The sequence below is a fragment of the Flavobacterium sp. genome, assembly GCF_047602195.1.
Lineage (GTDB): Bacteria > Bacteroidota > Bacteroidia > Flavobacteriales > Flavobacteriaceae > Flavobacterium.
In genome coordinates this window covers 618782-643495 of the sequence record NZ_JASGHW010000003.1, presented here as the reverse complement: position 1 = coordinate 643495, position 24714 = coordinate 618782, and the positions used below count along the sequence as shown (strand labels likewise).

Here is a 24714-nt window from a genome sequence, read left to right as displayed (position 1 = left end):
TTTTCTACGCTGCGCTCCGAACAGTTCGGCTGCGCCTCGAGTGATGATTAAAACTCCTGATTTGGATTTTCAGGACAAATTTCCATAAAAAAAACAAACCAATACAGATACAATTTTATTAATTTTGACCAATACAATTTTAAACGGTTATGCAAGATTTAAAATCGGAATACATTTATTGTTCGATTGCCGGAAACATTGAAAAGCAAATCATCAGCGGTGTGCTCAAGATGGGCGACAAATTGCCGTCGGTACGCCTGATCAGCCGTGAGAACGGCGCGAGCATCAGCACCATTTTGCAGGCTTATTATGTTTTGGAAAGCAAGGGATTGATCGAGGCGCGTCCGCAATCGGGCTATTATGTCACGCATTGCAGCCGGTTGTTGCCAAGCATGCCCTCCACGAGCCAGCCCAACAACAATTCGCGTGACAACGACATCGACAGCATCATCGCACGCGTCTATGCTGAAATGGGCGGCAGCGACAATCTGATTTTCTCGCTTGGCGTGCCTTCGCGCGATTTGCTCCCGACCGCCAAACTGAGCAAGGCCATAACCCAAGCCGTACGCGAACTCGACGATTGCGGCACGGGTTACGAACCCGTCGCGGGAAACAAGCGGTTGCGCCGCCAGATTGCGCGTCATTCGTACACTTGGGGCGGAAACCTGACTGAAGACGATATTGTAACGACCGCGGGCTGCATGAACGCCTTGGCCAACTGTATGGTTTCGCTGGCCTCGAAAGGCGATACGATTGCGGTGGAAAGCCCGGTGTATTTCGGCATACTGCAATTGGCCAAAAGCCTCGGACTCAACATCCTTGAACTACCGACCAATGCGCGTACCGGGATCGAAATCGAGGCGCTCGAAAAAGAACTGCAAAACAACAAAATCAAATTGTGTTTGCTCGTGAGCAATTTCAGCAATCCGCTCGGTAGCTGCATGCCCGATGAGCACAAGAAAAAAGTGGTCGACCTGATGGAATTCTACAATGTGCCGCTCATCGAGGACGACCTGTACGGCGATGTCTATTTTGGCAGCCACCGCCCCAAATCGTGCAAGAGTTTCGACGAAAGCGGCAACGTATTGTGGTGCAGTTCTTTTTCGAAGACACTCGCACCGGGTTACCGTGTGGGTTGGGTCGCACCGGGCAAATTCAAGGACCAGATCATCAAAACGAAACTGTTTCACAACATCACCTCGACGACAATCACGCAGGAAGCGATCGGCAGTTTTCTCGAGAACGGACGTTACGAAAACCACTTGCGCAAAATGCGGCATACCTTGCACGCCAACTGCCTCAATTTCCTGCGCACGATCAGCGAACATTTTCCCGAAGGCACCAAAGTGAGCCGTCCGCAAGGGGGTTTCATCCTGTGGGTCGAATTGCCGCACTCGGTCAATACGATGGAACTCTATGAGCTGGCCTTGCGGCATAAGATCAGCATCGGGCCGGGCCGCATGTTCACCTCGAAACAGCAATACAACAATTGCCTGCGGCTCAGTTTCGGAATGGATTGGAACGATACGGTTCGCAGCGGTCTTGAGAAATTGGGTTTTCTGGCCAAGACATTGGTTTAAAACCTACATTTCGCCCGCATCGAATATTCTGGTGTAATTGCCGAATTCGGTGGCTTTGAGGTTTTCTTCGATCACGCGTTTGGCCGTATCGAAATCGACGACGAGGCAGCAGATTTCCATGGTCCCGGAGCCCATGCTTCCGCCATCGCAATGGCCCAATCCGGTCCAGCCCAGGGTTTCGTTGAGCCGGCTTTCGAGTCGGTTTCGCTTTTCCAGATCTGCGGCATTTCCCATTGCGTCGACGGCATATTCGATCAGCAGCAAGTGGTGGTCATCGGGGTCGATTTCATAAAAACCATCTTGGCAGGCCCGGTCGACTTCTTTTTGGATCTGTTTGTGAAAACTCGAAAACAATCCCGATTTGACTTCTTTGTAATTGCCTTTCTGACCAACGATTCCGCTATGGACGGCGCCCGTTTTTTGGTTGACCTCCCAGGTTTCCCAGTAAAAAATCTGATGGTCGACGCGTTTGTATAATTTGAGCATAGCAGGTTAATTTTTATGCACGCGAAGATAATTTTAAAGCCCCTAATTTGAAAATTTTTATATTCGCCTATGCCAAGAATCCAGCGATCCATTTCAAAAGAAAATTACGACTACCATTTCGTGGGCAAACGCAATTCATTGCGGCGCTACGATGCCATCATATGGTTGTTGCTCCTCGTTGTAATTTTGGTCAGCTTCAGTGCCACAACCTATAATTATTGGATCATTGCCGGTTATATTTTGGTTCCGGTGCTGGCCATTGTCCTGTTGCGCAAATTCAATCCAGAGGAAGATTTGCTGCTGTTTACCGCTGATAAAATCATCCACCTGCGCAAGAAATCGGTCGCCGAATACGACTATGCCGACATGGTCAAAAATGAATTCTTCCACCAATCCGAATGGCCCAATTTTGCACGGCTGACGCTCAAAGGAAAAAAATTCACTTACATTCCGGAAGCCAAGGACCAGCATGGTTTCGATCTGCCGGCATTCGTCGATTTACTGCTGACCAAAAACGAAAAGGTGCTCGTGACCAAACGCGAAAGTCTTTTCGAAACCTATAAATATTTCAAATTGCATGGCGAAGTGAAACGCGTACTGATGAAGTAAATCTATTGCCCGTATTCGGTTTTGAGCAATGAGAACACCAGCGAATCCTCATATTTTCCGTCCTTGAAATAATGGCTGCGCAAATGGCCTTCCCGGGTAAAACCGAATTTTTCGACCAACTTTAACGAAGGTACATTCTCGGGCGAAATCATCGCCTCGATGCGGTTCAATTGCATTTCGGCAAAACCATAATCGATGATTTTGGCCAGCGCCTCGGTCATGAAACCCTTGGCCTTGACCGCCTCGTTGCTCATCCCGTAACCGATTTCGGCGCGATTGTGGTCACGGTACCAAGTGTGGTAACCGCACCAGCCGATGACCGCATCGCTTTGTTTATCGATCAATTGGAAAATGAGCAGCGATTTGTTGAACGTGCCGAATCCCTTTTTTGCTTTGGCCCTTTCCTTGCCCAAATCTTCGGGTCGGATGGCCAGGATTTGCACGACGATTTCGTCTGAAGCATTTTTGAGCAATGCCTCAAAGGTTTCGTCGGTCAATTTCCGGAGGTAAAGTCGGTCGGTGGTAATGATTTCGAAATCCATCGGTTACGTTTTCGGATTGTGTGCGACCAATATACGTTTTTTGGTTCACTCATTCCAATCCTGACCGTCATGAAATCCATCAAAATCCTATTTCTTTCGTTTCCGTTTTGGGCATTTTCTTGCCAACATACCACAGAGTTCAACCCCGAAACCGAGAAAGCGCAAATCTTGCGGCTCGAAGCCCAGGCGCGCCAGCACCATTTCCGCAAAAACGCCAAGGGTTTGGTGGACGGATTCTCCAACGACTTCCTGTCGATTAACCGTGGTATGATCGAACAGCCGCCGTATGACAAAAGCCTCCAGAAATTCGACGCCTATTTCCACAGCGTCCATTTTGTCAAATGGGACGATGCCGCACCGCCGATCGTGCGTTTTTCAAAAGACGGATCGGTGGCCTATGTTGCCGTCGATAAATGGGTCGTTGTTGAAAGTGCCGAAAAAACTTTAGACACGACGCACTTCGCCTGGCTTTCGGTCTATAAAAAAGAAAACGGCAAATGGTCGTTGGATGCGATCGCTTCGACCAACAGATGATCCATTCCTCATAAATTGTGTACGCAATTTCATTGCAACTGTAACTTTTCTTTGGGTATGCAGACCAATGGCGCAATCATCACTCGAGGCACAACCGAACTGTTCGGAGCGCAGCGTAGAAAATCACCCGAGGCATTTGATATTAAGGGGAGATTGTCCAGTGGACATTCTGAAAATTAAGTCAAACGCAGCGGAAAAAAAATCATCAATCAATCAATCAATCAATCAATCAATCAATCATGTCTTCCAATCATTTCCCTGAGCCTTAAAAACGCCTCGACTTTCCAAATTAACAGGTCTCAACGGACGCAATAAGCCGTTTGGGCGCCTTTTTTATCCTTATTTCGCATCAATAATTTAATCAATCAAAAAATGATCAAGAAAATCTACTGTACCACTGTACTCTTGTGTTCCATCGCACTGGCTTCGGCCCAGTCGACCCAATGGAGCGGAAAATTTGGCGGCGATGGCGAAGACGTCGTGCTCGCCATGCATACCGACGCCAACGGAAATACCTACACCACGGGCTATTTCTCGCTGAGCTGCGATTTCGACATCGACGCGACCAGCGAAGTTTTCCTGCACACCAACTCCGATTTTGAATGCTTTGTCCAAAAAACCGGGCCCGATGGCAATTTCCTTTGGGCCAGAGGTATGGGCGGCGTATTGGGCGATTACGGCACCAAGATCACAACCGATGCCGAAGGCAATGTTTATGTGACAGGCGTTTTCCAGGACGTCGCCGATTTCGATCCGAGCGATGGCATCGTAACGCTGACCTCAGCCGGAAGCCTTGATATTTTTGTGGTCAAACTCAACGAGTACGGCGATTTCGTATGGGCCAGGAGTTTCGAGGGAACCGAATACGAAGAATCGAACGGCATCGGTGTGGATTCCGACGGCAACGTTTATGTATCGGGCTATTTCTACGCCCCACTCGATTTCGATCCGGGCGAAGGCGAACACATCCTGACTGCCGTTAGCGGTGACGGATTCCTTGTAAAACTCAATGCCAACGGAAGTTTTATCTGGGCCAAGCAATTCGGCGGAAGCGATTTCGACCTCGCCACCGGGATGAAAACACTGCCCAACGGCGATGTATACATTTCGGGGAACTTTACGGATACGGCCGACTTCGATCCTTCCCCAACCGAAACCTATAACCTGACCGCCGATGCCGGAACAGGCGGTATTTATCTCATGCAGCTCAAAGCCAACGGCGATTTTGTCAAGGCGGTGAAAATCGGACAGGTCGTCAATGGCGGCTATGGGTTGTCGGTCGATCTGGACAGCACCGGTGCGGCCTATGTGACTGGTTACCTGACCGGAGTCGGGACTTTTGTGACCGATGGCGGCACCGTTACGATGACCCCATCCGAATACCTCAACGGTTATGTGGCCAAGATCACCAACGAAGGAACGGTTGCCTGGGCCAAACAACTCACGAGCGACATGCTGTCTACCGGATATGCCGTGGCGGTCAACAACAACGATGAAGTGTTTGTTTCGGGTTATTTCAACGGCAACCTTTCATTGGGCGACACGACGCTGACCGAAGTGAGCGAACTCGATTCGGAGAATTTCGTCACCAAAATGGACACCAACGGCAACTTCATCTGGGCGCGTCAATTCGGCGGCATCAATACGGTAGATCGTTTTACGATGTCGGTCGACAACGACAGCAACGTTTATCTTTCGGGCGCTTTTGAAGGAACGGTCGATATCGATCCGGATGTTACCGGTGTCAATACGGTCACGCCATCTGCCTTCAGGGACAATTTCCTGATCAAGATGAACGGAACCAACCTGTCGGTAACCGATCACGGAACGAAAAATGCGATCGCACTGTATCCGAATCCGGTCAAGAATGTTTTGTCTATTTCGGGTGCAAAATCTTTTCGAAGGTCAGCCGTTCCGCGTCTATGATTTGGCCGGACGTGAAGTGAAAAGCGGCAAAATCGCCACGGGCAATGCGATCGACCTTTCGCCATTGCAGACCGGTTTGTACAATATTGCGATCGACGGCCAGAATTTCAAGATCGTCAAAGAATAAAGCCTGACATTTTTCCGGCGATTGGATTTGTGTTTCTTCAAATTATGTTCTATTTTCCGCTCATGGAAGCATGGACCATGTTTGTCGATTTCATCCTGATCGCCGGAATCTCTTTTCTGGCGCTGGTCATCTTTTTTCTGGCCAAATCCAAATCGGCTTTTTCGCAAAAAATGCTAATCGTATTTTTCGCGAATGCCATTTTTTTCCTGCTCTATTACTACTCTTTTGTGCACCGTTCGCGCATTTTGGGGGCGATTGCGGTGTTTTTCGGACACGGTGTCGGGTTTCTGCTCGGACCGATGTTGTATTTCCTGCTCAAATCGCTGATCCTGCCCAAGGCGCAATTCATCCGTTCATTGTACAAACAACTGATCCCGTTCGGGTTGGTTTGGTTTTTTATTTCGATTCCGTTGGCCTTGAGCATCGCGACGCCTTATTTCAGCGCGTTCGGCGACTGGTATGCGGCGCACGATTATGTGGTGAACCTGCCCGAAAATCTGTTCTTTATGGTGTATGCGGTGCTGTCGCTGCGTTTGCATCGCAAAATCAAGACCGCGATCCAGGAAAGTTCATCGGCCGACAAGAACAACTTGAATTGGTACAAGCATTTATTGATCGGCTTGGCTATGATCGTGATTTTTGATACGCTGTGTACGATTTACGAATTGATTTTTCCGGTCTTGTCGTGGAATATCGGTACACTGATTGCCTTCAGCATGGTCTTCATGTACATTTACCTTGGCTACAAGGGTTTGTTCCAATCCCATATTTTGATTCCCGATTTTCTGTTGGCCAAATTTGAAATCGCCCCAATGGCCGAAACGGTTGAACCCGAGGAACTGCCCATCGCCAAAACTGCCTTGCGCGCGCTCGACAATTATACCGAGGATGAAATCGAAACACTCAAACAAAAGCTGTTCGACACCTTGGAAAACCGCAAACTGTACCTCAACGATTCATTGGGACTTGGCGATCTAGCCGACGAAATGGGCATCAGCACCAAAAAACTGTCGGAATTGCTCAACCAGCACCTCAACACCAATTTCTACAACTTCATCAACCAGTACCGCGTCAACGAAGTCATCGCGCGACTGGCCACGCCCGAAGCACAAAAGTATACTTTGCTCGCCGTGGCCTACGATTGCGGTTTCCAATCGAAGGCGAGTTTCAACCGTATCTTCAAGCAAAAGACAGGACAGTCGCCATCGGATTACCGCAAGAAAATCGTCGGTGTCGCTGAATGGGCCGAAGTCGAGGACTAATTTTCACCCCGAAAGACTTTATTAAACTACTTTAATTTTTATCGTTTTCATTCGCTGTTACTTTGCCCCGTCATCCAGTAATCAGCAAATGAAAATCGTCATCATTTACCACAGCGGTTACGGCCATACGAAAATCGTAGCCGAACACATCCAGCAAGGCGCCCTTACCGTGGTTCCCGACGTGGCTTTGCTTTCTACCCTGCAGGCCGAGGACAATTTCAGTGTTTTGCACCAAGCCGATGCGCTCATATTCGGTTGCCCGACCTTGATGGGCGGCGTCTCGGTAGGCTTCAAGAAATTCATGGAGGCGACGGGAAAATTCTGGTATGCCCAACCGTGGAAAGACAAATGGGCCGCGGGTTTTACGGTTTCCTCGACCTTGAACGGCGACAAACTCAATACCCTGCAGCAACTTTCAATTTTTGCCGCACAGCACAGCATGCTTTGGATCTCGACCGGAATTTTACCAAAATTCTCTAACGATGTCCAAACCACCGAACCCAATGGACTGGCCTCCTATCTCGGGCTCATGGCACTTTCCGACAACAGTACCAGCAAACTCAATCCACCGAAAGGGTTGGAAACCGCGGTACTTTTTGGTCAACGCATCGCACAACTCACGAAACAATTTAATAATCAATAAATCAATCAAAATGAAAAACAACATCTTTCAAACAAACAACGACTGGGCGGGATTCATCACCCGCGTCACGGCAGGAATCGTACTTTTTCCGCACGGAGCCCAAAAATTGCTGGGCTGGTTTGGCGGTTATGGATTCAGCGGAAGCATGGATTATCTGACCGGAACCGTACAGCTTCCGTGGCTCATTGCCTTTGTGGTGATTGCCATTGAATTTTTTGGCGCACTGGCTTTGATCTTAGGGTTCGCGAGCCGGATTTGGGCGGCATTGTCCATTGTGCTCATGCTCGGGATCATTTTTACGACCCATGGCCACAACGGCTTTTTCATGAACTGGTTTGGCAACCAAGCCGGCGAAGGATTCGAGTACCACCTGTTGTTCATCGGGCTTGCCATGGCCACCTTGGTCAACGGCAGCGGAAAGTTTTCCATTGATAGCGCGCTGTCAAAGTAAATCGAAAGGAGGTTTTATTCGATCCAAAACCTCCTTAACTTTAGCATCATTAATCATCAATCATCATCCAAATGCATCCATCACTCCAACACGACTCGGATCACATCGGGCACCTGCTCGAAAATATCCGCCAATATGCGGTCCATTATCTTGAAAACCTCGATGCGCAACCGGCTTCCAGGAATCTTCCCGAAATCGATCATTCAGGGCTTCCTGCAAACGGGCTTGGGCTCGAACGAACCTTTCAAACTTTTCTCGACAGGCATTCCGATAAAATGGTGGCCTCCTCTGGCCCACGCTATTGGGGCTATGTGACGGGCGGTACCACGCCTGCGGCGATTGCGGGCGATTGGCTTGCGAGCGTATTCGACCAAAACACACAGGCAATCAACAACGGCGGCGATATTTCTGCCCTTGTTGAAATCGAAACCATCAACATGCTTGTGCAAATGTTGCAACTCGGCGAAGGCTTCGCGGGCGGTTTTGTCACCGGAGCGACGATGGCCAATTTTACCAGCCTGGCCGTGGCGCGCCAATGGGCCGGAAGAAAGCAGCAATACGACATCGCAACCGAAGGCTTTCATTCTGAAATCATCGTACTGAGTGCCAATCCGCATTCGTCTGCCCTCAAATCGCTCGCGATGCTCGGCATGGGCAGCCAATCGGTGGTTCCGGTCGCGACAATAGCCAATCGGGAAGCCGTCGATACCGATGACCTTATCGCCAAACTCGAACAATACAAAGGCGTTCCCGTGATTTACATCGGCAGTGCCGGAACGGTCAATACAGGTGATTTCGACGACATGCAGGCCATCCGAAAATTACGCGAGCAATACAATTTCTGGTGGCATATCGATGCGGCCTTTGGTGGTTTCGTGGCCTGTTCACCCGATCACCACCATCTGGTCAAGGGCTGGGAATCGGCCGACAGCATCGCGCTAGACGGACACAAATGGCTCAACGTACCCTACGACAGCGGCATTTACCTGATCAGACAACAGCACGCACAGTTGCAATTTGAAAGCTTCCGAAACGGCAATGCGCCTTACCTGGGTTCGGCAGAAAATTTCAATTACCTCAATATGGGACCCGAAAACTCGAGGCGTTTCCGTGCGCTTCCGGCCTGGTTTACGCTGATGGCCTACGGAAGCGAGGGTTACCGCGATATCGTAGCATCGAACATCCGCAATGCACAACAGTTTGCTGAACTTCTCGAAAAAAGTGCAGCATTTAAACTTGCCGCCCCGACTTTACTCAATGTGGTTTGCTTTACGCTTTCGGAAAAACCCGAACAACTGCCGGATCTCCTGGAAGCCATCCGAAATGAAGGATATTTTTTTGTAACACCTACCGTTTTTAAAGGACAAATGGCTTTGCGTGCGGCCTTCGTCAATTGGCGTACGACCGAACACGACATTCAATTATCAATCGAAAAATTAATCAACTGTTACCACAAATGCATCGTTTAAAATCAATCTTCATCGTTTTGGTGTCCGGCTTATGGATGACGGCCTGTTCCAAAAGCAATTCTTTTGAATTCCGTAAAAGCCAATCGGAAACCATCTTAGAGCTCCGAAAAGACGGCTATCTCGAATACAGCACGCCGTTCAATGCCCAAGCCCAATCTGTTTTGGACGCCACGGTATTTCCAAAAATCCTCTCCGAAAATGACCGACGTGAAATCGACAAAATCGCCGAAGCACTTTCAGAATCTGAATTCCCGATGTCGTGTTTCCGCAAATCCGCGCACCATATGGGCGACAACCAGCACATCGATTACGTCATCGTGATGGACCAAAATCCGGAGCACGGCACGATTATTCGGTTTTTCTCACGCGACGAAAAATTCATCCAACTGTTTCCCAACCAGTCTTTTTAAAACATGGAAGTCAAAGTCACCATCGTCAATGCCTTTACCCAAAACGGTACGGGCGGCAATCCCGCAGCCATTGTTACCGATGCGGGCCGGTTCACATCGGCACAGAAACAACAAATCGCCAAACAGGTCGGTCTGTCGGAAACGGCTTTCATCAGTGATTCAGATGCAGCCGATTTCAAGTTCGAATTCTTTACGCCCACGCGCCAGATTGCACATTGCGGGCACGCGACGATCGCGGCATTTGCCCATCTGAAGCAACAAGGAAAAATTACGGGCGACCGTTCGAGCAAGGAAACGATAGACGGCAACCGACAGATTATTTTCATCGGCGAAAAACCGTTTATGGAACAATTGGCTCCGAAATTCACCGCTCCAGATCCCGAAGATGTACGGCTGATCGAAAAATCCTTGGGGCTTTCGAAAACCGATTTGGCCCATCCGATTTCGATTGTCAATACCGGAAATTCATTCCTGATCGTCCCGCTCAAAAAGGCCCAAACCTTGCAAAACCTCGAACCCGATTTCGAAACCATCCACCAACTTTCGGAGCAATACAACCTGATCGGCTACTATGCCTTTGCGACCGACACCGATTATGACGCCACGGCCCGCATGTTTGCGCCTTTGTACGGCATCGAGGAAGAATCGGCGACGGGAATGGCGGCCGGGCCTTTGGCCTGTTACCTGTACGAATTTGTGCAGCCGGGCCATCGTTATGTGATTGAGCAAGGCCGTTTCATGAAAGCCCCTTCGGCGAGCTTGATCGAAGTGGAATTGGAATTGAACCAAGGCCAAATCGGTTCGTTGATGGCGGGCGGCAATGCCACTTTTGCCAGCGAACAATGGATCCGCATCGACTGAGTCATTTCGGTTGAAGAAACAAAAATAATTGCCTAATTTTGCAGCCGAAATGCAATCCACCACTCAGCCCAAACACCCCATCTACAACCTCCAGTTCGGATTGTTGTGCCTGAGTTCGCTGCTTTTTTCGGCCAGTTTCAACATGCTCATTCCCGAACTACCGGCCTATTTGAGCAGCATGGGCGGCAGCGAATACAAAGGGTTGATCATCGCGCTTTTTACATTGACCGCGGGGATTTCGCGTCCGTTCAGCGGCAAACTGACCGATTCTTTGGGGCGCGTTCCGGTCATGGCCATCGGCTCGATCGTGTGTTTCGTCTGTGGTTTTTTGTATCCTGTTTTGGGTACCGTCGCCGGATTTTTGTTCCTGCGGCTCATCCACGGATTTTCGACCGGTTTCAAACCTACGGCTACGGCGGCTTATGTTGCCGATATTATTCCACGCGAACGCTGGGGCGAGGCGCTTGGTCTGCACGGCATCTGTTTCAGTACAGGCATGGCGATTGGACCGGCGATCGGCAGTACCATTACGCTGTATTATTCGATTGACATTTTGTTTTATGTTTCTTCGTTGTTCGCGCTGCTTTCGATCGCCATTTTGATGAACATGAAGGAAACGCTAGCGACACCGCAACGGTTTACGATGTCGGTCTTCAAACTCTCGCGTTCTGATATTTTTGCGGTGGAAGTCTTGCCTTCGGCCATCGTGACTTTTCTGTCCTACCTGCCCTACGGCATCATCCTGACATTGATTCCCGATTTCAGCGTCCATCTCGGTATCGCCAACAAAGGACTGTTTTTTATGGTGTTTACCTTGGCTTCCTTGCTCGTGCGTTTTGTCGCCGGGAAGGCATCTGACCGCTATGGAAGGGTCAATGTGATCAAAACCGGGTTGGTGCTCATGGTCCTCTCGTTGGGCCTGACGGGCTATGCCCAAAATTTCGCCGGACTCATGGCCGGAGCTGCCGCAATCGGGATTGCCACGGGCGTACTGTCGCCTGCGGTCAATGCCTGGACGATCGATTTGAGTTTGCCCGAACACCGCGGCAAGGCCATGGCCACGATGTATATTGCATTGGAAGCGGGCATCGGGCTCGGCGCGCTTGTGGCGGGTTGGTACTACCAGGATGTGGTCACACGGATTCCGGTGACTTTGTACGCTTCGGCGGGAATTGTACTTTTGGCGTTGATTTATATGCTGTTGCGTCGTCGGTCGGAACGAAATTTTGATTTATCTTAGCCAAACGCTATATAAATCAAACCACATGAATCTGTCTTTCAAAATCAAAACCGTACTTTCTTCTTTGCTATTATTCGTGTCCATTTCGTTGGCGGCACAAGACCAATCCGTTGCAAATCCGGAATGGGGCAACCTCAAAAAATCACTTTCTGCGCGTGTGGTGCTCATCCAGCAACTGACGCTCGAACTCCAAAAATCGGAAGCCATCGACCGGGTAGATGCCAAAACCACGCAGGTCAAGTCGGAGGCGTTGCAATCGCTGCTCAAAAAATCGGAGGTGTTGACGCCCGAAATCAAGACCACGAACCGAGATATGACCCAATCGTTTACACGGCTTTTGGTCCAGATGGAACAAGATCCGATGCTCAAGGCCAACCAGGACTTTGGTCGATCGGTCAAGGAACTGAACCAATTCGAAGAAAAATTCACTTCGGTCGTCAAAGCCTACAATGACGAATGCACCAAGATGAAACGCGAAGATTTGCGTTTTGAATAACACTTTCGACCATGTGGATTAATTTTTTGATTCCCATCCTGCTGTTTCTTTTCCAAGGTGAGCCCCAAAAAATAACGGTCTCTTATGCCGCGCTTTCGTGCAGTTGCGCACAGTGGAAAATGCCGGACGGCGAGCACATCTACCTCGAAAGAGCCAATGCCAAGCTGCCCGATGCCCATACGCTTTGGGATGGCGAAAATTTGCCGCTCGTTGTTGCCGTTACGGGCACTTTCAGGAACAAACCCGGATGGCCCAAGGGATTAAAGTTCAAGGGAAATCCAGAGCCGGCCAAAGTGTTTGTGTACGACAAAATTGAAACCCTACAGCCATGATGCGGCGGTTGCTGTTTGCATTGTGCATCGCGGGGTTGCTGGTGGCTTGCCAAAAACAGCGCATGCCCAAATCGTACCTCTATGTTTACAATTCCAAGAATCAGGTGGTCGATTCCATTGCGTCGGTCGATGGCACTTTGGATGGCGTCTTGCCGTTTTATGAAGACCAGGACTCCATCAGCCGCATGATTGCCAACGCAGGCTATTTTTGTATTTTCACCTTGCATGAGGAAAAGTTTGCGGTGGTCATCGATTCGGTTACGAAAGTGTACCGATATACCGCCGATGGATTTAAAAAATCACTGCAACTGCCCTATTCTATCGGTACTTCAAAGGTTAGTTTGCGTACGGTCGATGTGAACCGCGACCACCGCAGGGATGTCTTGTTTAAAATTCCAAGCGGCGGTTCGGCGGGCGATTTGCACCTGTGTCTGTTTTATGATCCAGACCAGAAAGAATTGGTTTATGATGCCCGGCATGAATTGTGGAACGCGCAATGGGAATTCAAGGAAAAGATCGTACATACCCAAAACCGTTGGTCATCGGCGCTTTACTGCATCGACCGTTATGGATTTACCAAATTGCAACAGATGAATCCGTTGAAATATACTTCGACCGACCAGCGACAGCACGACCTCGTGGAAATCATCACCTACGATCCGAAGGACGGCCATATCGTGCGCAAGGATACGTCGACAACCCAAAACTGCACCGTAGCCGTAGACTTTAGCGCAATCCGAAAAAAATAATTACTTTTCCGCCATGCAAAACCGGCAGGCTTTCGAGGAAATCTACAAGCAATACCATTTGATGGTCTACAACCTGTCGCTGCATTACTTGCAGAATGTGGAAGATGCCGAAGAAATTACGCAGGATGTCTTTGTCAAACTGCACCATTCGCTGGACAAGTTCGAACAAAAATCGGCGCTAAAGACCTGGATTTACCGCATCACGATCAACGCTTGCCTCGATAGCCTCAAACGCAGGAAAAGCAAGAAACATTTTTTTGTCTTTGGTCAACGAAGCGGTGATGAAAACCAGGCCGAACGCATTGCCACGTTTGAACATCCCGGCATTTTACTCGAGAACAAGGAAAAAGCCGAGTTGCTTTTCGCCCAAATCAATACGCTTCCCGAAAACCAGAAAACCGCCTTCATCCTGTCGAAACTCGACGGGCTCAGCAATCCCGAAATCGCGGCGGTCATGGACACCAGTGTTTCGGCGGTCGAATCGTTGGTTTTCAGGGCCAAGTCGGCGCTGCGGGAAAAACTCGCGCAAAAATTCGAACAACAGCACAAGAAAAAATAACCCTTATCGTCTAACCCATTATGGAAAAAGAAAACTGGATCAACGAGATTTTAGACAGCACCGACGGCCTGCAACCTGCCACGCCCGATGCTGCGCTTTTTTCGCGAATCGAAATGAAAATCGGCAACCGCTTGGTATCGACCCAAACGATTTGGCTCGCCGCCGCCTCGATTGCCGCGTTGGTCGCCCTGAACCTGGCCGTCATAAATCAATCGTCCCAGAAAGTCCAACCCGATGCGGCCGCTACACTCGCCGCCTCGATCGATCATTCGAACCAATTCTACCGATAGCCATGGAAAAAACAAGATTACTGACGCTGTGTGTCATCGGATTGATCCTGCTCAACCTGGGTTTGCTCGGCTTTATGTTTACGCGCAAACACGGTCCTCACCACATCCGCAAACGCGACATCGTGATTGAAAAATTGCATTTCGATCCAAAGCAAGTCCAGCAATACGACCTGTTGATTGCGACCCATCAACAACAAATCAGGCAAATTGAAAGCAAGATGCATACGGTCAAGAACAAATTGTACCTGCAATTGCTGGGGGATCATCCCAATGAAAAAGTCAAGGACAGCCTTATTGGCGTGCTCGCCGATTACCAGGCATTGGCCGAGCAGACGCATTTCAACCATTTCGAAGGCATCCGCGGGCTGTGCCGCAAAGACCAGATGCAGGATTTCTATGCGCTGACCGAGGAACTTGCCCGCTTGTTTTCCAAACCGCCCGGACCGCCGCCGCATGAACGTTAAGGCTACATATTGCTGGGGCTTGCTGCTATTGGCTTCGGTTGTTTTCGGACAGGCCGATTCGACGCGGATTGGTTTTGATTTGAAATTCGGCAAGCAACCTTTGCGGTTGCATCAAAAATACATTTCGGGCAAAGATACTTTGGAGATCGGCGCATTCCGGTTCTACATCGGCCACTTCGAATGCCAGCTTGAAGACGGCAGCACCATCAAAGATTCGCGTGATTACCATCTGCTCGATGCCGAAAAACCCGAATCGCTGCAAATTGCACTTCCTCTGTCTTCCCAAAAAATAAAGGAAGTATCGTTTTGCATCGGTGTCGACAGTACGGCCAGTGTTTCGGGCGCACTTTCGGGCGCACTCGATCCGGCCAATGGCATGTATTGGGCTTGGCAAAGCGGATACATCAACCTAAAAATCGAAGGCCAGAGCAAAAGTTGCCCGACGCGTAAAAACGAATTCCAGTTTCACATCGGTGGCTATTTACCGCCGCATTACGCCATCCGTCAAGTAAAACTTCCCATGGTTGGGCAAAATCCAGTGATTGCGGTCGATCTTGCGCATTTCTTTTCCCCAATCGCACTCTCCAAAACCAACCAGGTCATGGTTCCGGGGAAAAATGCGATGGCTTTGGCCGATCTCAGTACCGAAATGTTCCGAACAGAATGAAGCCAACTGTTAAAATCGTTCTTTCGATCATAGCCTTGTCGCTGTTGGATTTTTCCGTCCGAAAAACGACTCCGGTTTATTTCGACATTCCCAAAGGCTGGCCCAAACCGCAATATGATTTTACCCAAAACCCGCTTACCGAAGAAGGCTTTGCACTCGGGCGCGAATTGTTTTACGACCCGATTTTGTCGCGCGACAACACCATTTCATGTGCGAGTTGCCATTTACAGGCGAGCGCCTTTACACACATCGACCACGATTTGAGCCACGGCATCGACGGCCGCATCGGTACACGGAATTCGAAAGCGCTCATGAACCTGGCCTGGCGCAAGACTTTGATGTGGGATGGCGGCGTGAACCATCTCGACGTGCAACCGCTCAACCCGATCGAAAACCCGAATGAAATGGACGAAAAACTCGAAAATGTCGTCCGGAAATTACAGCAAACCGACCCATATCCCGCGCTGTTTGCGGCAGCCTTTGGCGATGAGAAAGTGACCGGACAACGCATTTTGAAAGCCTTGTCGCAATTCGAATTGCAACTGGTTTCGGCCAATGCCAAATACGACCAGGTCATGCGCGGTGAAACGACCTTCAACACAAGCGAGCAAAATGGCTACCGTCTTTTCAAAACCCATTGCGCTTCCTGCCACAGCGAACCCTTGTTTGAAAGCGAACGTTACGCATACAACGGTCTCGAACCCGATCCGACGCTGGCCGAAAACGGTCGCCTGCGCATTTCGGGAAATGCAGATGATTACTATAAGTTTAAAGTGCCGACGCTGCGCAACAGCCAATACAGTTTTCCGTACATGCACGACGGTCGGTTCAAGACGTTGACCGAAGTCGTGCGCCATTACAATTCCGGGCTTTCGAATCGACAGCCACTTCCCAAAGAATTGGCCCAGCCGATGAATCTTTCCGATGACAACCGCGTCGATCTGGTCGCTTTTCTCAAAACCTTGAGCGACAAAAGTTTTGTCACCGATCCGCGTTTCGCCTATCCGCGAAAAAAATTACAATCCGAGCGCAAGAATTAAAAAAAAGGAGCGTCTAAGCACAAAACCAATCCAAACCACTATGAGAAAACTGGTCCCGTTGGCGCTTTCGCTTTGCGCTTTTTCGAGTTTCGCCCAAAATCCCGCCATCAGTTCGTGGCTCATCAACAACACCAACATTATGGGCCGCCATTACGTCAACGGCAATTCTACGCCGATCAATGATGCGGTGCTGGCCAATGTACAGACGGTGCAGTATTCGGCCAATTGGGTGTATGTTTCGACCAAAGGCATCCCGGCCTATGTGACCGGGCCGTTCCTCGACGGCAATCCTTCGCAAGCCACGAACCAAAATGCGATTTTCAAATTTCCATTGAATCCGACCCCGAATACAGGAACACCGACGACAACAACCTTGGGCAACATCGGCGTATTCAAGAATGGTGTGGCACTTTTTGATTACCGCGATGGGGTTTCGTATAAATCCTCAACTGGGCAAAATGCCGGCGGACCGCTTGGCGGCATGGGCGACGGGGTTTGGAACCGCGATGCCGTGGTGGCCGAGCGCATCGGATTCGACTGTTCGAAAGGGCATCCGGCCATGGGGAATTACCACCACCATCAGAACCCGAGCGCATTCAATCTGGATCTGGTCGTGATTTCGAATGTATGTAACCTGTATCTGTCGGATGGATTGTATGTGATCAACCCCAATGAACATTCGCCTTTGATCGGTTTTGCCTATGACGGTTACCCGATTTATGGGGCTTACGGCTATGCCAATGCCGATGGAAGCGGCGGCATCACACGCATGAAATCGAGCTATGCGCTGCGCAACATCACCGTCCGGACGCATTATGCCGATGGCTCGAATGTGACCGACGGCCCGGCAGTTTCGACAACCTTTCCGCTCGGGATGTACCGCGAGGATTACCAATACAACCCAACATCGGCGGCGACACCCGATTATTTGGACGAACACAACGGCCGCTTTTGCGTGACGCCCGAATATCCGCAAGGAACGTATGCGTATTTTGCGACGGTCGATGCGAACCACAATTCGGCTTATCCGTATGTCGTTGCCCCTACTTTCTATGGCGTAAAGACCGCGGCCAAAGTGACCTCGATTACCGAGCCGACGACCATTTTCCTGGCGTCCCAATCGTTCACCTTCGACAAACTCCAATTCAAGGTATATCCAAATCCGGCGGCTGAATTGATTGCGATCCAAGCCAGCGAAATGATCAGCCACAATTTAACCGCAGATTTGATCGACGCCCAGGGAAGATTGGTCGAAAGCAAAACGTTTGTGCAAGGTACGACGATTTGTTATTTCGAGACCGATACGGTGTACAACGGCGTCTATTTCCTCAAGATTTCGGACGGAAAAAACACGCAGACCTTCAAGGTCGTCATCGATAAATAAAGCATTGATGTCGGGCGTTGGCCAAGGTTTTGAGACACCTAACCGGCGCCTGCACATCGCTTTCATACTTTTTACCGGATTTCGATCTTGACCAGTGAATCGTTTTGGATCAGCAGCGAATCCTTTTCGATGCGCAAGTAGCTATTTTTGAAAGAAATATCCTCCTGAATGTAGACCTTGCCGATTCTCTTTTCAAAAAACAGCCACTTGGGTGCCGTCAATTCGTAAAGACAGCAGGCGGACAGCATACCTTGGTAAGTCTCGCGTACGCTTATTTTTTCGTTTTTGTATTGGGTTGTATTGGGGTAAATCGGAAACACCAAAATAGCCGTCATCATCCCGAATATAAAATTGGAAAAAAGCCCAAACAAACCCAATGACAACGACGTCAACAGATAATAGAAGTAGTAAACGGCCGCTTTTTTAAAGGGTTTGAGGCTAACGAAAAACAGAAAAATTCCGGTCGTGTAAATGACAATTTTGAATCCAAAAATCAGATCATAATTCAGTCCATAGCCGGTGACCGAGCGCAGCAAAAAATTAACCATCACCGTCAAAAACAGTCCGAAATGCAAACGGGTTGCGTATATCTTTAGGCGTTCCATGACCAATTAACGCGAAGGCGAAGCCGACAGATAAAACACCAATTTTCCCCCATTGACAATATCGCTGTGCCTGATCGTGAAATCGGTAATGGGTTTTCCATTGAGCAATACCTTTTTGACGTAGACATTCTTGTCGCCTTGGTTGACCGTTTCGACCGAAAATGTCTTGCCGTTCTCCAAATGGATTTGTGCATTTTTGACCGCTGGGCTTCCGAGCGAATACATATCCGAACCCGGTGCCACGGGATAAAATCCAAGCGACGAGAAAATATACCACGCGCTCATTTGACCGCAATCATCGTTGCCGCCCAAACCATCGGGGGCATTTTTGTACTGCATTTTGAGGATCCTGCGGATTTGCGCCTGCGTTTTCCAAGGCGTATCGCTCCAGTTGTACAGATAAGCGACGTGGTGCGCGGGCTCATTGCCGTGCACATAACCACCGATGATGCCGTCGCGCGTGATGTCTTCGGTTTCGGCAAAAAAGGCGTCGGGCAGGTGCATCGTGAACAAGGTGTCGAGTCGTTCGCCGAATTTTTTCCTGCCGCCCATTGCATCAGCCAAAGCCGCAGGATTTTGCGGTACGAAGAAACTGTAATTCCATGAATTGCCTTCGATGAAGCCCTGTCCGTGCGTGCTCATCACATCGGCCTTGGGTTTGAAATCGCCGTTGTCCAACCGTTCCTGCATGAATCCGGTTTGCGGATTGAACTGGTTTTTCCAGTTTTCGGAACGTTTCAAAAACTGGGCAGCGAGGTCTTTTTTCCCCAGTTTGTCCGCCAATTGCGCAATCGCCCAATCGTCGTACGCGTATTCCAAGGTATTCGAAACCGAAATCCCGCTCTTTTCGGCAGGAATAAACCCTTTGTCGATGTACGATCCGATACCTTCATAATTGCGTTTGTTGGCCGTAGCGACGCAGGCTTCGAGTGCCTTATTGGCATCGCCGGTATAAACGCCCTTGACCGCGGCATCGGCAATCACCGAAACGGCGTGGTATCCGCTCATGCACCAATTGTCGTTGGCATAGTGCGACCAGATCGGCAGCATCTTCAAGGCACTTTGGTCGTAATGCGCGAGCATCGACTGTACCATGTCGGCGTTGCGTTTGGGCTGCACGAGGTTGAAGAACGGATGCAGTGCGCGGTAGGTGTCCCAAAGCGAGAAGGTTGTGTAATTGGTGAATCCATTGGCCTGGTGCACATTCTGGTCGAGTCCTTTGTACTGGCCGTTGATGTCGGTATAAATCGTCGGGCCGAGGAAGGTGTGGTACATCGAGGTGTAAAAATTGACCTTGTCGTCCTCGGAGGCGTCGATGTTGATTTTGGAAAGTTCCTTGTTCCACGAAGCCTGGGCATCGTTTTTGACTTTTTCGAAATCCCAATGCGCAATTTCGGCTTGCATGTTTTCGAGCGCATTGTCCTGACTCACGGGCGAAAGGGCGAATTTGATCTTGATTTTTTCATTTTCGGAAGTCGCAAAATCGAAATGCATGCGGATTTGCTTACCGGCTATCTCCGGGAAATTATCATCTTGGTTGAACTTGCGCCAAAATCCGCGGTAGGTTTGCTTGGCATCGAAGTTCTTTTGCCCATAAGACCGAAACGGTTTCGAAAAGGACATCGCAAAATACACCGTACGCGTACGCGCCCAACCATTGGTCTGCCGGTAACCCGTGATCAAGGTATCGTTGACCACACGCACATAGGTCCAGACATTCTTATCCGAATAATTGTAAATCCCGCTCATCAGATCGAGAATAATATGCGATTGTTCCGACTTTGGAAAAGTATATTGGTGCATGCCGACGCGTTGCGATGCTGTCATTTCGGCCCATATTTTATCATCATCCAACAGCACTTTGTAGTAACCTGCCTCGGCAGTTTCATTCGCATGCGAAAATGCCGAACGGAAGCCGCCTTTGGGATTAGTTGCGACACCCGGATTCATCTGTAACGCACCAACGGTCGGCATCACAAGAAAATCCCCGAGATCGGAATGCCCGGTCCCGCTGAAATGCGTGTGGCTGAACCCAACAATGGTTTTGTCGTCATATTGGTAACCCGCGCAATATTTATACACTTCGCCGTTGTATTTGCCGTTGCGTTCGTACGGAATCGTATCGGTGTCAGGGCTCAATTGTACCGCACCGAAAGGCACCGTCGCTCCCGGAAACGTATGCCCCATTTTTTGGGTACCGATGATGGGTTTGACATATTTGACCGGGTTTTGTGAAACGGAAATCAGCGGAAACAGTAGGAAAAGTGCAATTTTTCTCATCGGGAAATTTTAAAGCACGAAGATAACATTTTGATCGCTCTGAATTGTATATCTTAGCACAAAACAACCACATGAGTTTTTTCGATTTTTTCAAAAAGAAACCCGAGACGCAACCTTCCGAACCACTTTCGCTCGAGGCGTTGCTGCAAAAAGCCGCCACCGAACCCGCATTCCGGGCTGAATTTTCCAAACGCCTGCCCAATGAACAGCTCATCATCATCACCGAAGGTTCCGATCGGCAAGGCGAACACACGCTCGAGGCTGATACTACGGTCAACATCTTGAGCTTAAACGACGGTCGGTTACCGGTATTTACCTCGAACGACCGCATTTTCGACCAAAACGTCATCAAGGAAGAAGTGCACATGGTGCAGATCAAGGCTTCGGATTTGTTTGTGATGACAAAAGGCGCGACATTGGTCATCAATCCTTTTTCGCAATGCGGAAAGGATTTGTTGCCGCATGAAATCGAACAGATGCTCGACGGAGGTCTGCGCACCTCCAAGAAAATCACCATCGAGAAAGAGACCCAGGTCCAGATCGGGCAACCGGCCAAATACCCTGATGCATTGATCGCCTCGCTGCAGAAACTGTTTGCCGAAAGACCCAATGTGAGCAAGGCTTATATCGGCTGGCTGTACAATCCAAAAAGTAGCGACCCGCCGCATTATCTTTTCTCGATTGAGGTAAATGGCGACTTTCAATCCCTTTTCGATGAAGTCGGTTTTACCGCCGAAGAATACCTCGAACCAAAGGAAGTAATCGATATTGTGCGCTTTGGCGTGGGCACGCTTGATGATTATTTCGAAAGTACAGAACCGTTTTACAAACGCTGATCGAATCGTTTGCTTTTAGAAGAATACAATAAGTTGATTTTTTTCTAAAATACAGTTTATCTGTAAGTGCCGTACGTTTAAAAAATGTATTTTCGCTTCATAAGGGAAGGGGGCAATGAAGGTATTCCCTACTGAATAGTTGGAACACTTGGTTACAGAAAATCTGTACTTTTTGTTAAACTTTAATTGGACTTCGACAATTTTTTAATCTTTCAATCTTTCAATTCCACCCATGCAACTCGTCTTCGCCTCCAACAACAAAAATAAAATCCTCGAAATCCAAAATATGCTTCCCGAAAGCATCCGAATTTTAAGTCTCGGGGACATCGGTTGCCACGAAGACATTCCCGAAACAGCCGATACCATTGAAGGCAATGCAATCCTCAAAGCCGATTACGTCGCCCAAAATTACGGCTACGATTGTTTTGCCGATGATACGGGATTGGAAGTTACCGCCTTGAATGGCGCACCCGGCGTCATTTCGGCGCGTTATGCGGGCGAGCACAAAAATGCCGATGACAATATGGCCAAACTGTTGTCGGAGCTCGAAAACAAATCCGACCGCAGCGCGCAATTCAAAACGGTCATCGCCTTGAACCTGAAAGGCCAGCAGCATTTGTTTACCGGAATCGTCAAGGGCGAAATCATCCGCGAAAAAATTGGCGACCAAGGTTTTGGTTACGACCCGGTTTTTAAATCGCAAGGACACGAGCGTACTTTTGCCCAACTGTCGCTCGAAGAAAAAGCAGCAATTAGTCATCGTGGTATTGCTGTCCAAAAATTAATCGGATTCTTACTTTCTGACGCAAAATAATCAGCCTCAGACGGTTCTGCCAGCCGTTTTTTTCACATGCAAAATCCGGCGTACAAAACCAACATTTTGCAATCGATTGATTTTCAATTAATAATAAAATCCCAAATCTTCTAAAGCGATTAGGTTTAACGGTTTATTCACCGTACTTTTGCACCAAATTTTTAAAACCTATATGAATAAATTTGAACAATTGGGTCTGAATGAATCGCTACTGCTGGCGGTAAAGGACCTCGGATTTGAGAATCCATCGGAAGTACAGGAAAAAGCGATTCCACTCTTATTAGAAGAAGACACAGACCTGGTTGCACTCGCGCAGACCGGAACCGGAAAAACAGCCGCCTTCGGCTTTCCGCTGATCCAAAAAATCGACGCGGGCAACAGAAACACACAAGCACTCGTCTTGTCGCCGACGCGCGAATTGTGTTTGCAGATTACCAACGAATTACGCAATTATTCCAAATACGAAAAAGGAATCAATGTCGTGGCCGTTTATGGCGGCGCGAGCATCAACGAACAGGCCCGCGAAGTCAAGCGTGGTGCGCAGATCATCGTCGCTACTCCGGGAAGGATGCAGGACATGATCAACCGCGGATTGGTCAACATTACACAGATCGATTATTGCATCTTGGACGAAGCCGATGAAATGCTCAACATGGGCTTCTACGATGACATCGTTTCGATCTTGTCGGATACCCCGGATGAGAAAAACACCTGGTTGTTTTCGGCAACGATGCCCGCCGAAGTGGCGCGTATCGCCAAGAAATTCATGGAAGCGCCGAAAGAAATCACCGTCGGGGCGAAAAACTCGGGTTCGGCTACCGTATCGCACGAATTCTATCTCGTACAGGCGCGTGACCGTTACGAAGCCTTGAAACGTTTGGCCGATGCCAACCCAGACATTTTCTCGGTGGTATTTTGCCGTACGAAAAGAGACACCCAGCACGTAGCTGAAAAATTGATTGAGGACGGCTACAACGCCGCGGCCTTACATGGCGATTTGTCGCAGGCACAGCGTGATTCGGTGATGAAATCGTTCCGTGGACGCCAGATCCAGATGCTCGTGGCAACCGACGTGGCCGCTCGTGGAATTGACGTGGACAACATCACACACGTAGTGAATTACCAATTGCCCGATGAGATCGAAACCTACAACCACCGTTCTGGTCGTACCGGACGCGCTGGACGTTTGGGAACTTCGATTGTGATCGTAACCAAGAGTGAAATCCGCAAAATCCACGCGATCGAGAAAATCATCAAGCAACAATTCGAGGAGAAAACAATCCCATCGGGAATTGAAATCTGCGAAATCCAGTTGTTGCACTTGGCCAATAAAATCAAGGACACCGAAGTTGACCACGAAATCGACAACTATTTGCCGGCAATCAACAACGTGCTCGAAAGGTTTGTCCAAGGAAGAACTCATCAAGAAAATGGTATCGGTCGAATTCAACCGATTCATCAATTATTACAAAAAGACACGCGATTTGTCGGCCCAATCGTCGAAAGGCGAAAAAGGCGAACGCGAATTCAAGGAATTCAACGGCAGCGCGGTGCGTTATTTCGTCAACATCGGTTCGCGCGACGATTTCGATTGGATGTCTTTGAAAGACTTCCTGCGCGACACACTCGAACTCGGCAAGGAAGACGTGTACAAGGTCGATGTCAAGGAAGGTTTCTCTTTCTTCAACACCGATCCTGAGCACACCGACAAGGTCATGGAAACGCTCAACAACATCACGCTCGAAAGGACGCCGCATCAATGTCGAGATTTCGAAAAACGACGGTGGCGGACGACGCGACCACAACAACCGCCACGGCGACCGTGACCGCGGTTTCAAGGGCGGATTCAAGAAAGAAGGCGGATTCCGCAAAGACCGTGATTTCAAGGAGGGCGGTTTTGGCGGCAAAAGAAGAAGCGAAGGTTTTTCTTCGGATCGCCCAGCCAGACGCAGCGAAAGCTTTTCGGAAAGAGCCCCGAGGCGTTCGGAAAACTTCGGTGACCAATCGAGGCCAAGACGTCCGAGAAAAGGTTAACCGTTAATTTTCTTATAATTTATC

General features: G+C 49.2%; 27 protein-coding genes and 1 pseudogene. 24 read left to right on the top strand and 4 right to left on the bottom strand.

The annotated features are described in order from the left end of the window. Positions 1–149: 149 nt before the first annotated feature. Positions 150–1580 (top strand): PLP-dependent aminotransferase family protein, encoded by a 1431-nt coding sequence (locus QM717_RS06360; RefSeq protein ID WP_415035953.1) that lies wholly within the window; start codon positions 150–152, stop codon positions 1578–1580. Between the two features lie 3 nt (positions 1581–1583). Here QM717_RS06360 and QM717_RS06355 read toward each other — a convergent pair whose 3' ends face one another. Then, positions 1584–2066 (bottom strand): hypothetical protein, encoded by a 483-nt coding sequence (locus QM717_RS06355; RefSeq protein ID WP_415035951.1) that lies wholly within the window; start codon positions 2064–2066, stop codon positions 1584–1586. A 69-nt stretch (positions 2067–2135) separates the two neighbouring features. Here QM717_RS06355 and QM717_RS06350 point away from each other — a divergent pair, with 69 nt between their 5' ends. After that, positions 2136–2675 (top strand): hypothetical protein, encoded by a 540-nt coding sequence (locus QM717_RS06350; protein WP_415035949.1) that lies wholly within the window; start codon positions 2136–2138, stop codon positions 2673–2675. Between the two features lie 2 nt (positions 2676–2677). Here the strand turns inward: QM717_RS06350 and QM717_RS06345 are convergent, their stop codons facing one another. Continuing rightward, positions 2678–3217: a GNAT family N-acetyltransferase gene (locus QM717_RS06345; protein WP_415035947.1), complete on the bottom strand. Its 540-nt coding sequence runs from the start codon at positions 3215–3217 to the stop codon at positions 2678–2680. A 69-nt stretch (positions 3218–3286) separates the two neighbouring features. Between QM717_RS06345 and QM717_RS06340 the strand changes: the two genes are divergently transcribed. The 19 genes from QM717_RS06340 to QM717_RS06250 all read left to right on the top strand — a co-directional run bounded on the left by QM717_RS06340 (position 3287) and on the right by QM717_RS06250 (position 18121). Next, the gene (locus QM717_RS06340; RefSeq protein WP_415035945.1) at positions 3287–3751 is read left to right on the top strand and encodes a nuclear transport factor 2 family protein; all 465 of its coding nucleotides are present in this window, start codon (positions 3287–3289) and stop codon (positions 3749–3751) included. A gap of 372 nt (positions 3752–4123) precedes the next feature. Beyond that, positions 4124–5677 (top strand): SBBP repeat-containing protein, encoded by a 1554-nt coding sequence (locus QM717_RS06335; protein ID WP_415035943.1) that lies wholly within the window; start codon positions 4124–4126, stop codon positions 5675–5677. Continuing rightward, positions 5637–5804, top strand: a complete 168-nt coding sequence (locus QM717_RS06330; RefSeq protein WP_415035941.1) for a T9SS type A sorting domain-containing protein — start codon at positions 5637–5639, stop codon at positions 5802–5804. The genes QM717_RS06335 and QM717_RS06330 overlap by 41 nt, the downstream gene beginning before the upstream one ends. A 62-nt stretch (positions 5805–5866) precedes the next feature. Continuing rightward, positions 5867–7066 (top strand): helix-turn-helix domain-containing protein, encoded by a 1200-nt coding sequence (locus QM717_RS06325; RefSeq protein WP_415035939.1) that lies wholly within the window; start codon positions 5867–5869, stop codon positions 7064–7066. An 88-nt stretch (positions 7067–7154) separates the two neighbouring features. Further along, positions 7155–7709 carry a flavodoxin family protein gene (locus QM717_RS06320; RefSeq protein WP_415035937.1) on the top strand — a complete coding sequence of 185 codons (555 nt, stop codon included), beginning with the start codon at positions 7155–7157 and terminating at the stop codon, positions 7707–7709. A gap of 10 nt (positions 7710–7719) precedes the next feature. Further along, entirely contained in the window at positions 7720–8160 is a 441-nt protein-coding gene (locus QM717_RS06315; protein WP_415035935.1) for a DoxX family protein, read from the top strand. Positions 8161–8231: 71 nt separating this feature from the next. Further along, the gene (locus tag QM717_RS06310) at positions 8232–9629 is read left to right on the top strand and encodes a pyridoxal phosphate-dependent decarboxylase family protein (RefSeq protein ID WP_415035933.1); all 1398 of its coding nucleotides are present in this window, start codon (positions 8232–8234) and stop codon (positions 9627–9629) included. Then, positions 9617–10039, top strand: a complete 423-nt coding sequence (locus tag QM717_RS06305; protein ID WP_415035931.1) for a hypothetical protein — start codon at positions 9617–9619, stop codon at positions 10037–10039. Before QM717_RS06310 ends, QM717_RS06305 begins: the two co-directional genes overlap by 13 nt. Before the next feature lie 3 nt (positions 10040–10042). Next, a complete protein-coding gene (locus QM717_RS06300) occupies positions 10043–10900 on the top strand; it encodes a PhzF family phenazine biosynthesis protein (RefSeq protein WP_415035929.1) in 858 nt (285 codons plus the stop codon). 49 nt (positions 10901–10949) lie between these two features. Next, positions 10950–12140 (top strand): MFS transporter, encoded by a 1191-nt coding sequence (locus QM717_RS06295; protein WP_415035927.1) that lies wholly within the window; start codon positions 10950–10952, stop codon positions 12138–12140. 25 nt (positions 12141–12165) lie between these two features. Continuing rightward, entirely contained in the window at positions 12166–12636 is a 471-nt protein-coding gene (locus QM717_RS06290; RefSeq protein WP_415035925.1) for a LemA family protein, read from the top strand. 11 nt (positions 12637–12647) lie between these two features. Continuing rightward, the gene (locus tag QM717_RS06285) at positions 12648–12968 is read left to right on the top strand and encodes a hypothetical protein (protein WP_415035923.1); all 321 of its coding nucleotides are present in this window, start codon (positions 12648–12650) and stop codon (positions 12966–12968) included. After that, entirely contained in the window at positions 12965–13717 is a 753-nt protein-coding gene (locus QM717_RS06280) for a hypothetical protein (protein WP_415035921.1), read from the top strand. Before QM717_RS06285 ends, QM717_RS06280 begins: the two co-directional genes overlap by 4 nt. A 13-nt stretch (positions 13718–13730) precedes the next feature. Further along, positions 13731–14276, top strand: coding sequence for an RNA polymerase sigma factor (locus tag QM717_RS06275; protein WP_415035919.1), 546 nt, complete (start codon positions 13731–13733; stop codon positions 14274–14276). Positions 14277–14296: 20 nt separating this feature from the next. Continuing rightward, a complete protein-coding gene (locus QM717_RS06270; protein ID WP_415035917.1) occupies positions 14297–14566 on the top strand; it encodes a hypothetical protein in 270 nt (89 codons plus the stop codon). Positions 14567–14568: 2 nt separating this feature from the next. Further along, complete coding sequence (locus QM717_RS06265; RefSeq protein ID WP_415035915.1) at positions 14569–15030, top strand: hypothetical protein; 462 nt, start codon at positions 14569–14571, stop codon at positions 15028–15030. Next, entirely contained in the window at positions 15020–15697 is a 678-nt protein-coding gene (locus QM717_RS06260; protein WP_415035913.1) for an MbnP family protein, read from the top strand. Before QM717_RS06265 ends, QM717_RS06260 begins: the two co-directional genes overlap by 11 nt. Continuing rightward, on the top strand, positions 15694–16737 hold the full coding sequence (locus tag QM717_RS06255) for a cytochrome-c peroxidase (protein ID WP_415035911.1): 1044 nt from the start codon (positions 15694–15696) through the stop codon (positions 16735–16737). The genes QM717_RS06260 and QM717_RS06255 overlap by 4 nt, the downstream gene beginning before the upstream one ends. Before the next feature lie 40 nt (positions 16738–16777). Beyond that, positions 16778–18121 (top strand): YHYH protein, encoded by a 1344-nt coding sequence (locus tag QM717_RS06250; RefSeq protein ID WP_415035909.1) that lies wholly within the window; start codon positions 16778–16780, stop codon positions 18119–18121. Positions 18122–18192: 71 nt separating this feature from the next. Here QM717_RS06250 and QM717_RS06245 read toward each other — a convergent pair whose 3' ends face one another. Both QM717_RS06245 and QM717_RS06240 read right to left on the bottom strand, forming a co-directional pair. Continuing rightward, on the bottom strand, positions 18193–18726 hold the full coding sequence (locus QM717_RS06245; RefSeq protein WP_415035907.1) for a hypothetical protein: 534 nt from the start codon (positions 18724–18726) through the stop codon (positions 18193–18195). A gap of 6 nt (positions 18727–18732) precedes the next feature. Next, the gene (locus QM717_RS06240; protein ID WP_415035905.1) at positions 18733–21006 is read right to left on the bottom strand and encodes a GH92 family glycosyl hydrolase; all 2274 of its coding nucleotides are present in this window, start codon (positions 21004–21006) and stop codon (positions 18733–18735) included. A 71-nt stretch (positions 21007–21077) separates the two neighbouring features. Between QM717_RS06240 and QM717_RS06235 the strand changes: the two genes are divergently transcribed. The 3 genes and pseudogenes from QM717_RS06235 (at position 21078) to QM717_RS06225 (ending at position 24690) form a co-directional block, all read left to right on the top strand. Next, positions 21078–21842 (top strand): enhanced serine sensitivity protein SseB C-terminal domain-containing protein, encoded by a 765-nt coding sequence (locus QM717_RS06235; RefSeq protein WP_415035903.1) that lies wholly within the window; start codon positions 21078–21080, stop codon positions 21840–21842. A 232-nt stretch (positions 21843–22074) separates the two neighbouring features. Next, the gene (locus QM717_RS06230) at positions 22075–22656 is read left to right on the top strand and encodes a non-canonical purine NTP diphosphatase (RefSeq protein ID WP_415035901.1); all 582 of its coding nucleotides are present in this window, start codon (positions 22075–22077) and stop codon (positions 22654–22656) included. 172 nt (positions 22657–22828) lie between these two features. Beyond that, positions 22829–24690, top strand: a pseudogene (locus tag QM717_RS06225) (DEAD/DEAH box helicase). The last annotated feature ends 24 nt before the right edge of the window (positions 24691–24714 follow it).

Coding starts and splice junctions, on each gene's coding strand:
- QM717_RS06360 (WP_415035953.1), top strand. CDS start 150: ATGCAAGATTTAAAATCGGAATACATTTATTGTTCGATTGCCGGAAAC.
- QM717_RS06355 (WP_415035951.1), bottom strand. CDS start 2,066: ATGCTCAAATTATACAAACGCGTCGACCATCAGATTTTTTACTGGGAA.
- QM717_RS06350 (WP_415035949.1), top strand. CDS start 2,136: ATGCCAAGAATCCAGCGATCCATTTCAAAAGAAAATTACGACTACCAT.
- QM717_RS06345 (WP_415035947.1), bottom strand. CDS start 3,217: ATGGATTTCGAAATCATTACCACCGACCGACTTTACCTCCGGAAATTG.
- QM717_RS06340 (WP_415035945.1), top strand. CDS start 3,287: ATGAAATCCATCAAAATCCTATTTCTTTCGTTTCCGTTTTGGGCATTT.
- QM717_RS06335 (WP_415035943.1), top strand. CDS start 4,124: ATGATCAAGAAAATCTACTGTACCACTGTACTCTTGTGTTCCATCGCA.
- QM717_RS06325 (WP_415035939.1), top strand. CDS start 5,867: ATGGAAGCATGGACCATGTTTGTCGATTTCATCCTGATCGCCGGAATC.
- QM717_RS06320 (WP_415035937.1), top strand. CDS start 7,155: ATGAAAATCGTCATCATTTACCACAGCGGTTACGGCCATACGAAAATC.
- QM717_RS06315 (WP_415035935.1), top strand. CDS start 7,720: ATGAAAAACAACATCTTTCAAACAAACAACGACTGGGCGGGATTCATC.
- QM717_RS06310 (WP_415035933.1), top strand. CDS start 8,232: ATGCATCCATCACTCCAACACGACTCGGATCACATCGGGCACCTGCTC.
- QM717_RS06305 (WP_415035931.1), top strand. CDS start 9,617: ATGCATCGTTTAAAATCAATCTTCATCGTTTTGGTGTCCGGCTTATGG.
- QM717_RS06300 (WP_415035929.1), top strand. CDS start 10,043: ATGGAAGTCAAAGTCACCATCGTCAATGCCTTTACCCAAAACGGTACG.
- QM717_RS06295 (WP_415035927.1), top strand. CDS start 10,950: ATGCAATCCACCACTCAGCCCAAACACCCCATCTACAACCTCCAGTTC.
- QM717_RS06290 (WP_415035925.1), top strand. CDS start 12,166: ATGAATCTGTCTTTCAAAATCAAAACCGTACTTTCTTCTTTGCTATTA.
- QM717_RS06285 (WP_415035923.1), top strand. CDS start 12,648: ATGTGGATTAATTTTTTGATTCCCATCCTGCTGTTTCTTTTCCAAGGT.
- QM717_RS06280 (WP_415035921.1), top strand. CDS start 12,965: ATGATGCGGCGGTTGCTGTTTGCATTGTGCATCGCGGGGTTGCTGGTG.
- QM717_RS06275 (WP_415035919.1), top strand. CDS start 13,731: ATGCAAAACCGGCAGGCTTTCGAGGAAATCTACAAGCAATACCATTTG.
- QM717_RS06270 (WP_415035917.1), top strand. CDS start 14,297: ATGGAAAAAGAAAACTGGATCAACGAGATTTTAGACAGCACCGACGGC.
- QM717_RS06265 (WP_415035915.1), top strand. CDS start 14,569: ATGGAAAAAACAAGATTACTGACGCTGTGTGTCATCGGATTGATCCTG.
- QM717_RS06260 (WP_415035913.1), top strand. CDS start 15,020: ATGAACGTTAAGGCTACATATTGCTGGGGCTTGCTGCTATTGGCTTCG.
- QM717_RS06255 (WP_415035911.1), top strand. CDS start 15,694: ATGAAGCCAACTGTTAAAATCGTTCTTTCGATCATAGCCTTGTCGCTG.
- QM717_RS06250 (WP_415035909.1), top strand. CDS start 16,778: ATGAGAAAACTGGTCCCGTTGGCGCTTTCGCTTTGCGCTTTTTCGAGT.
- QM717_RS06245 (WP_415035907.1), bottom strand. CDS start 18,726: ATGGAACGCCTAAAGATATACGCAACCCGTTTGCATTTCGGACTGTTT.
- QM717_RS06240 (WP_415035905.1), bottom strand. CDS start 21,006: ATGAGAAAAATTGCACTTTTCCTACTGTTTCCGCTGATTTCCGTTTCA.
- QM717_RS06235 (WP_415035903.1), top strand. CDS start 21,078: ATGAGTTTTTTCGATTTTTTCAAAAAGAAACCCGAGACGCAACCTTCC.
- QM717_RS06230 (WP_415035901.1), top strand. CDS start 22,075: ATGCAACTCGTCTTCGCCTCCAACAACAAAAATAAAATCCTCGAAATC.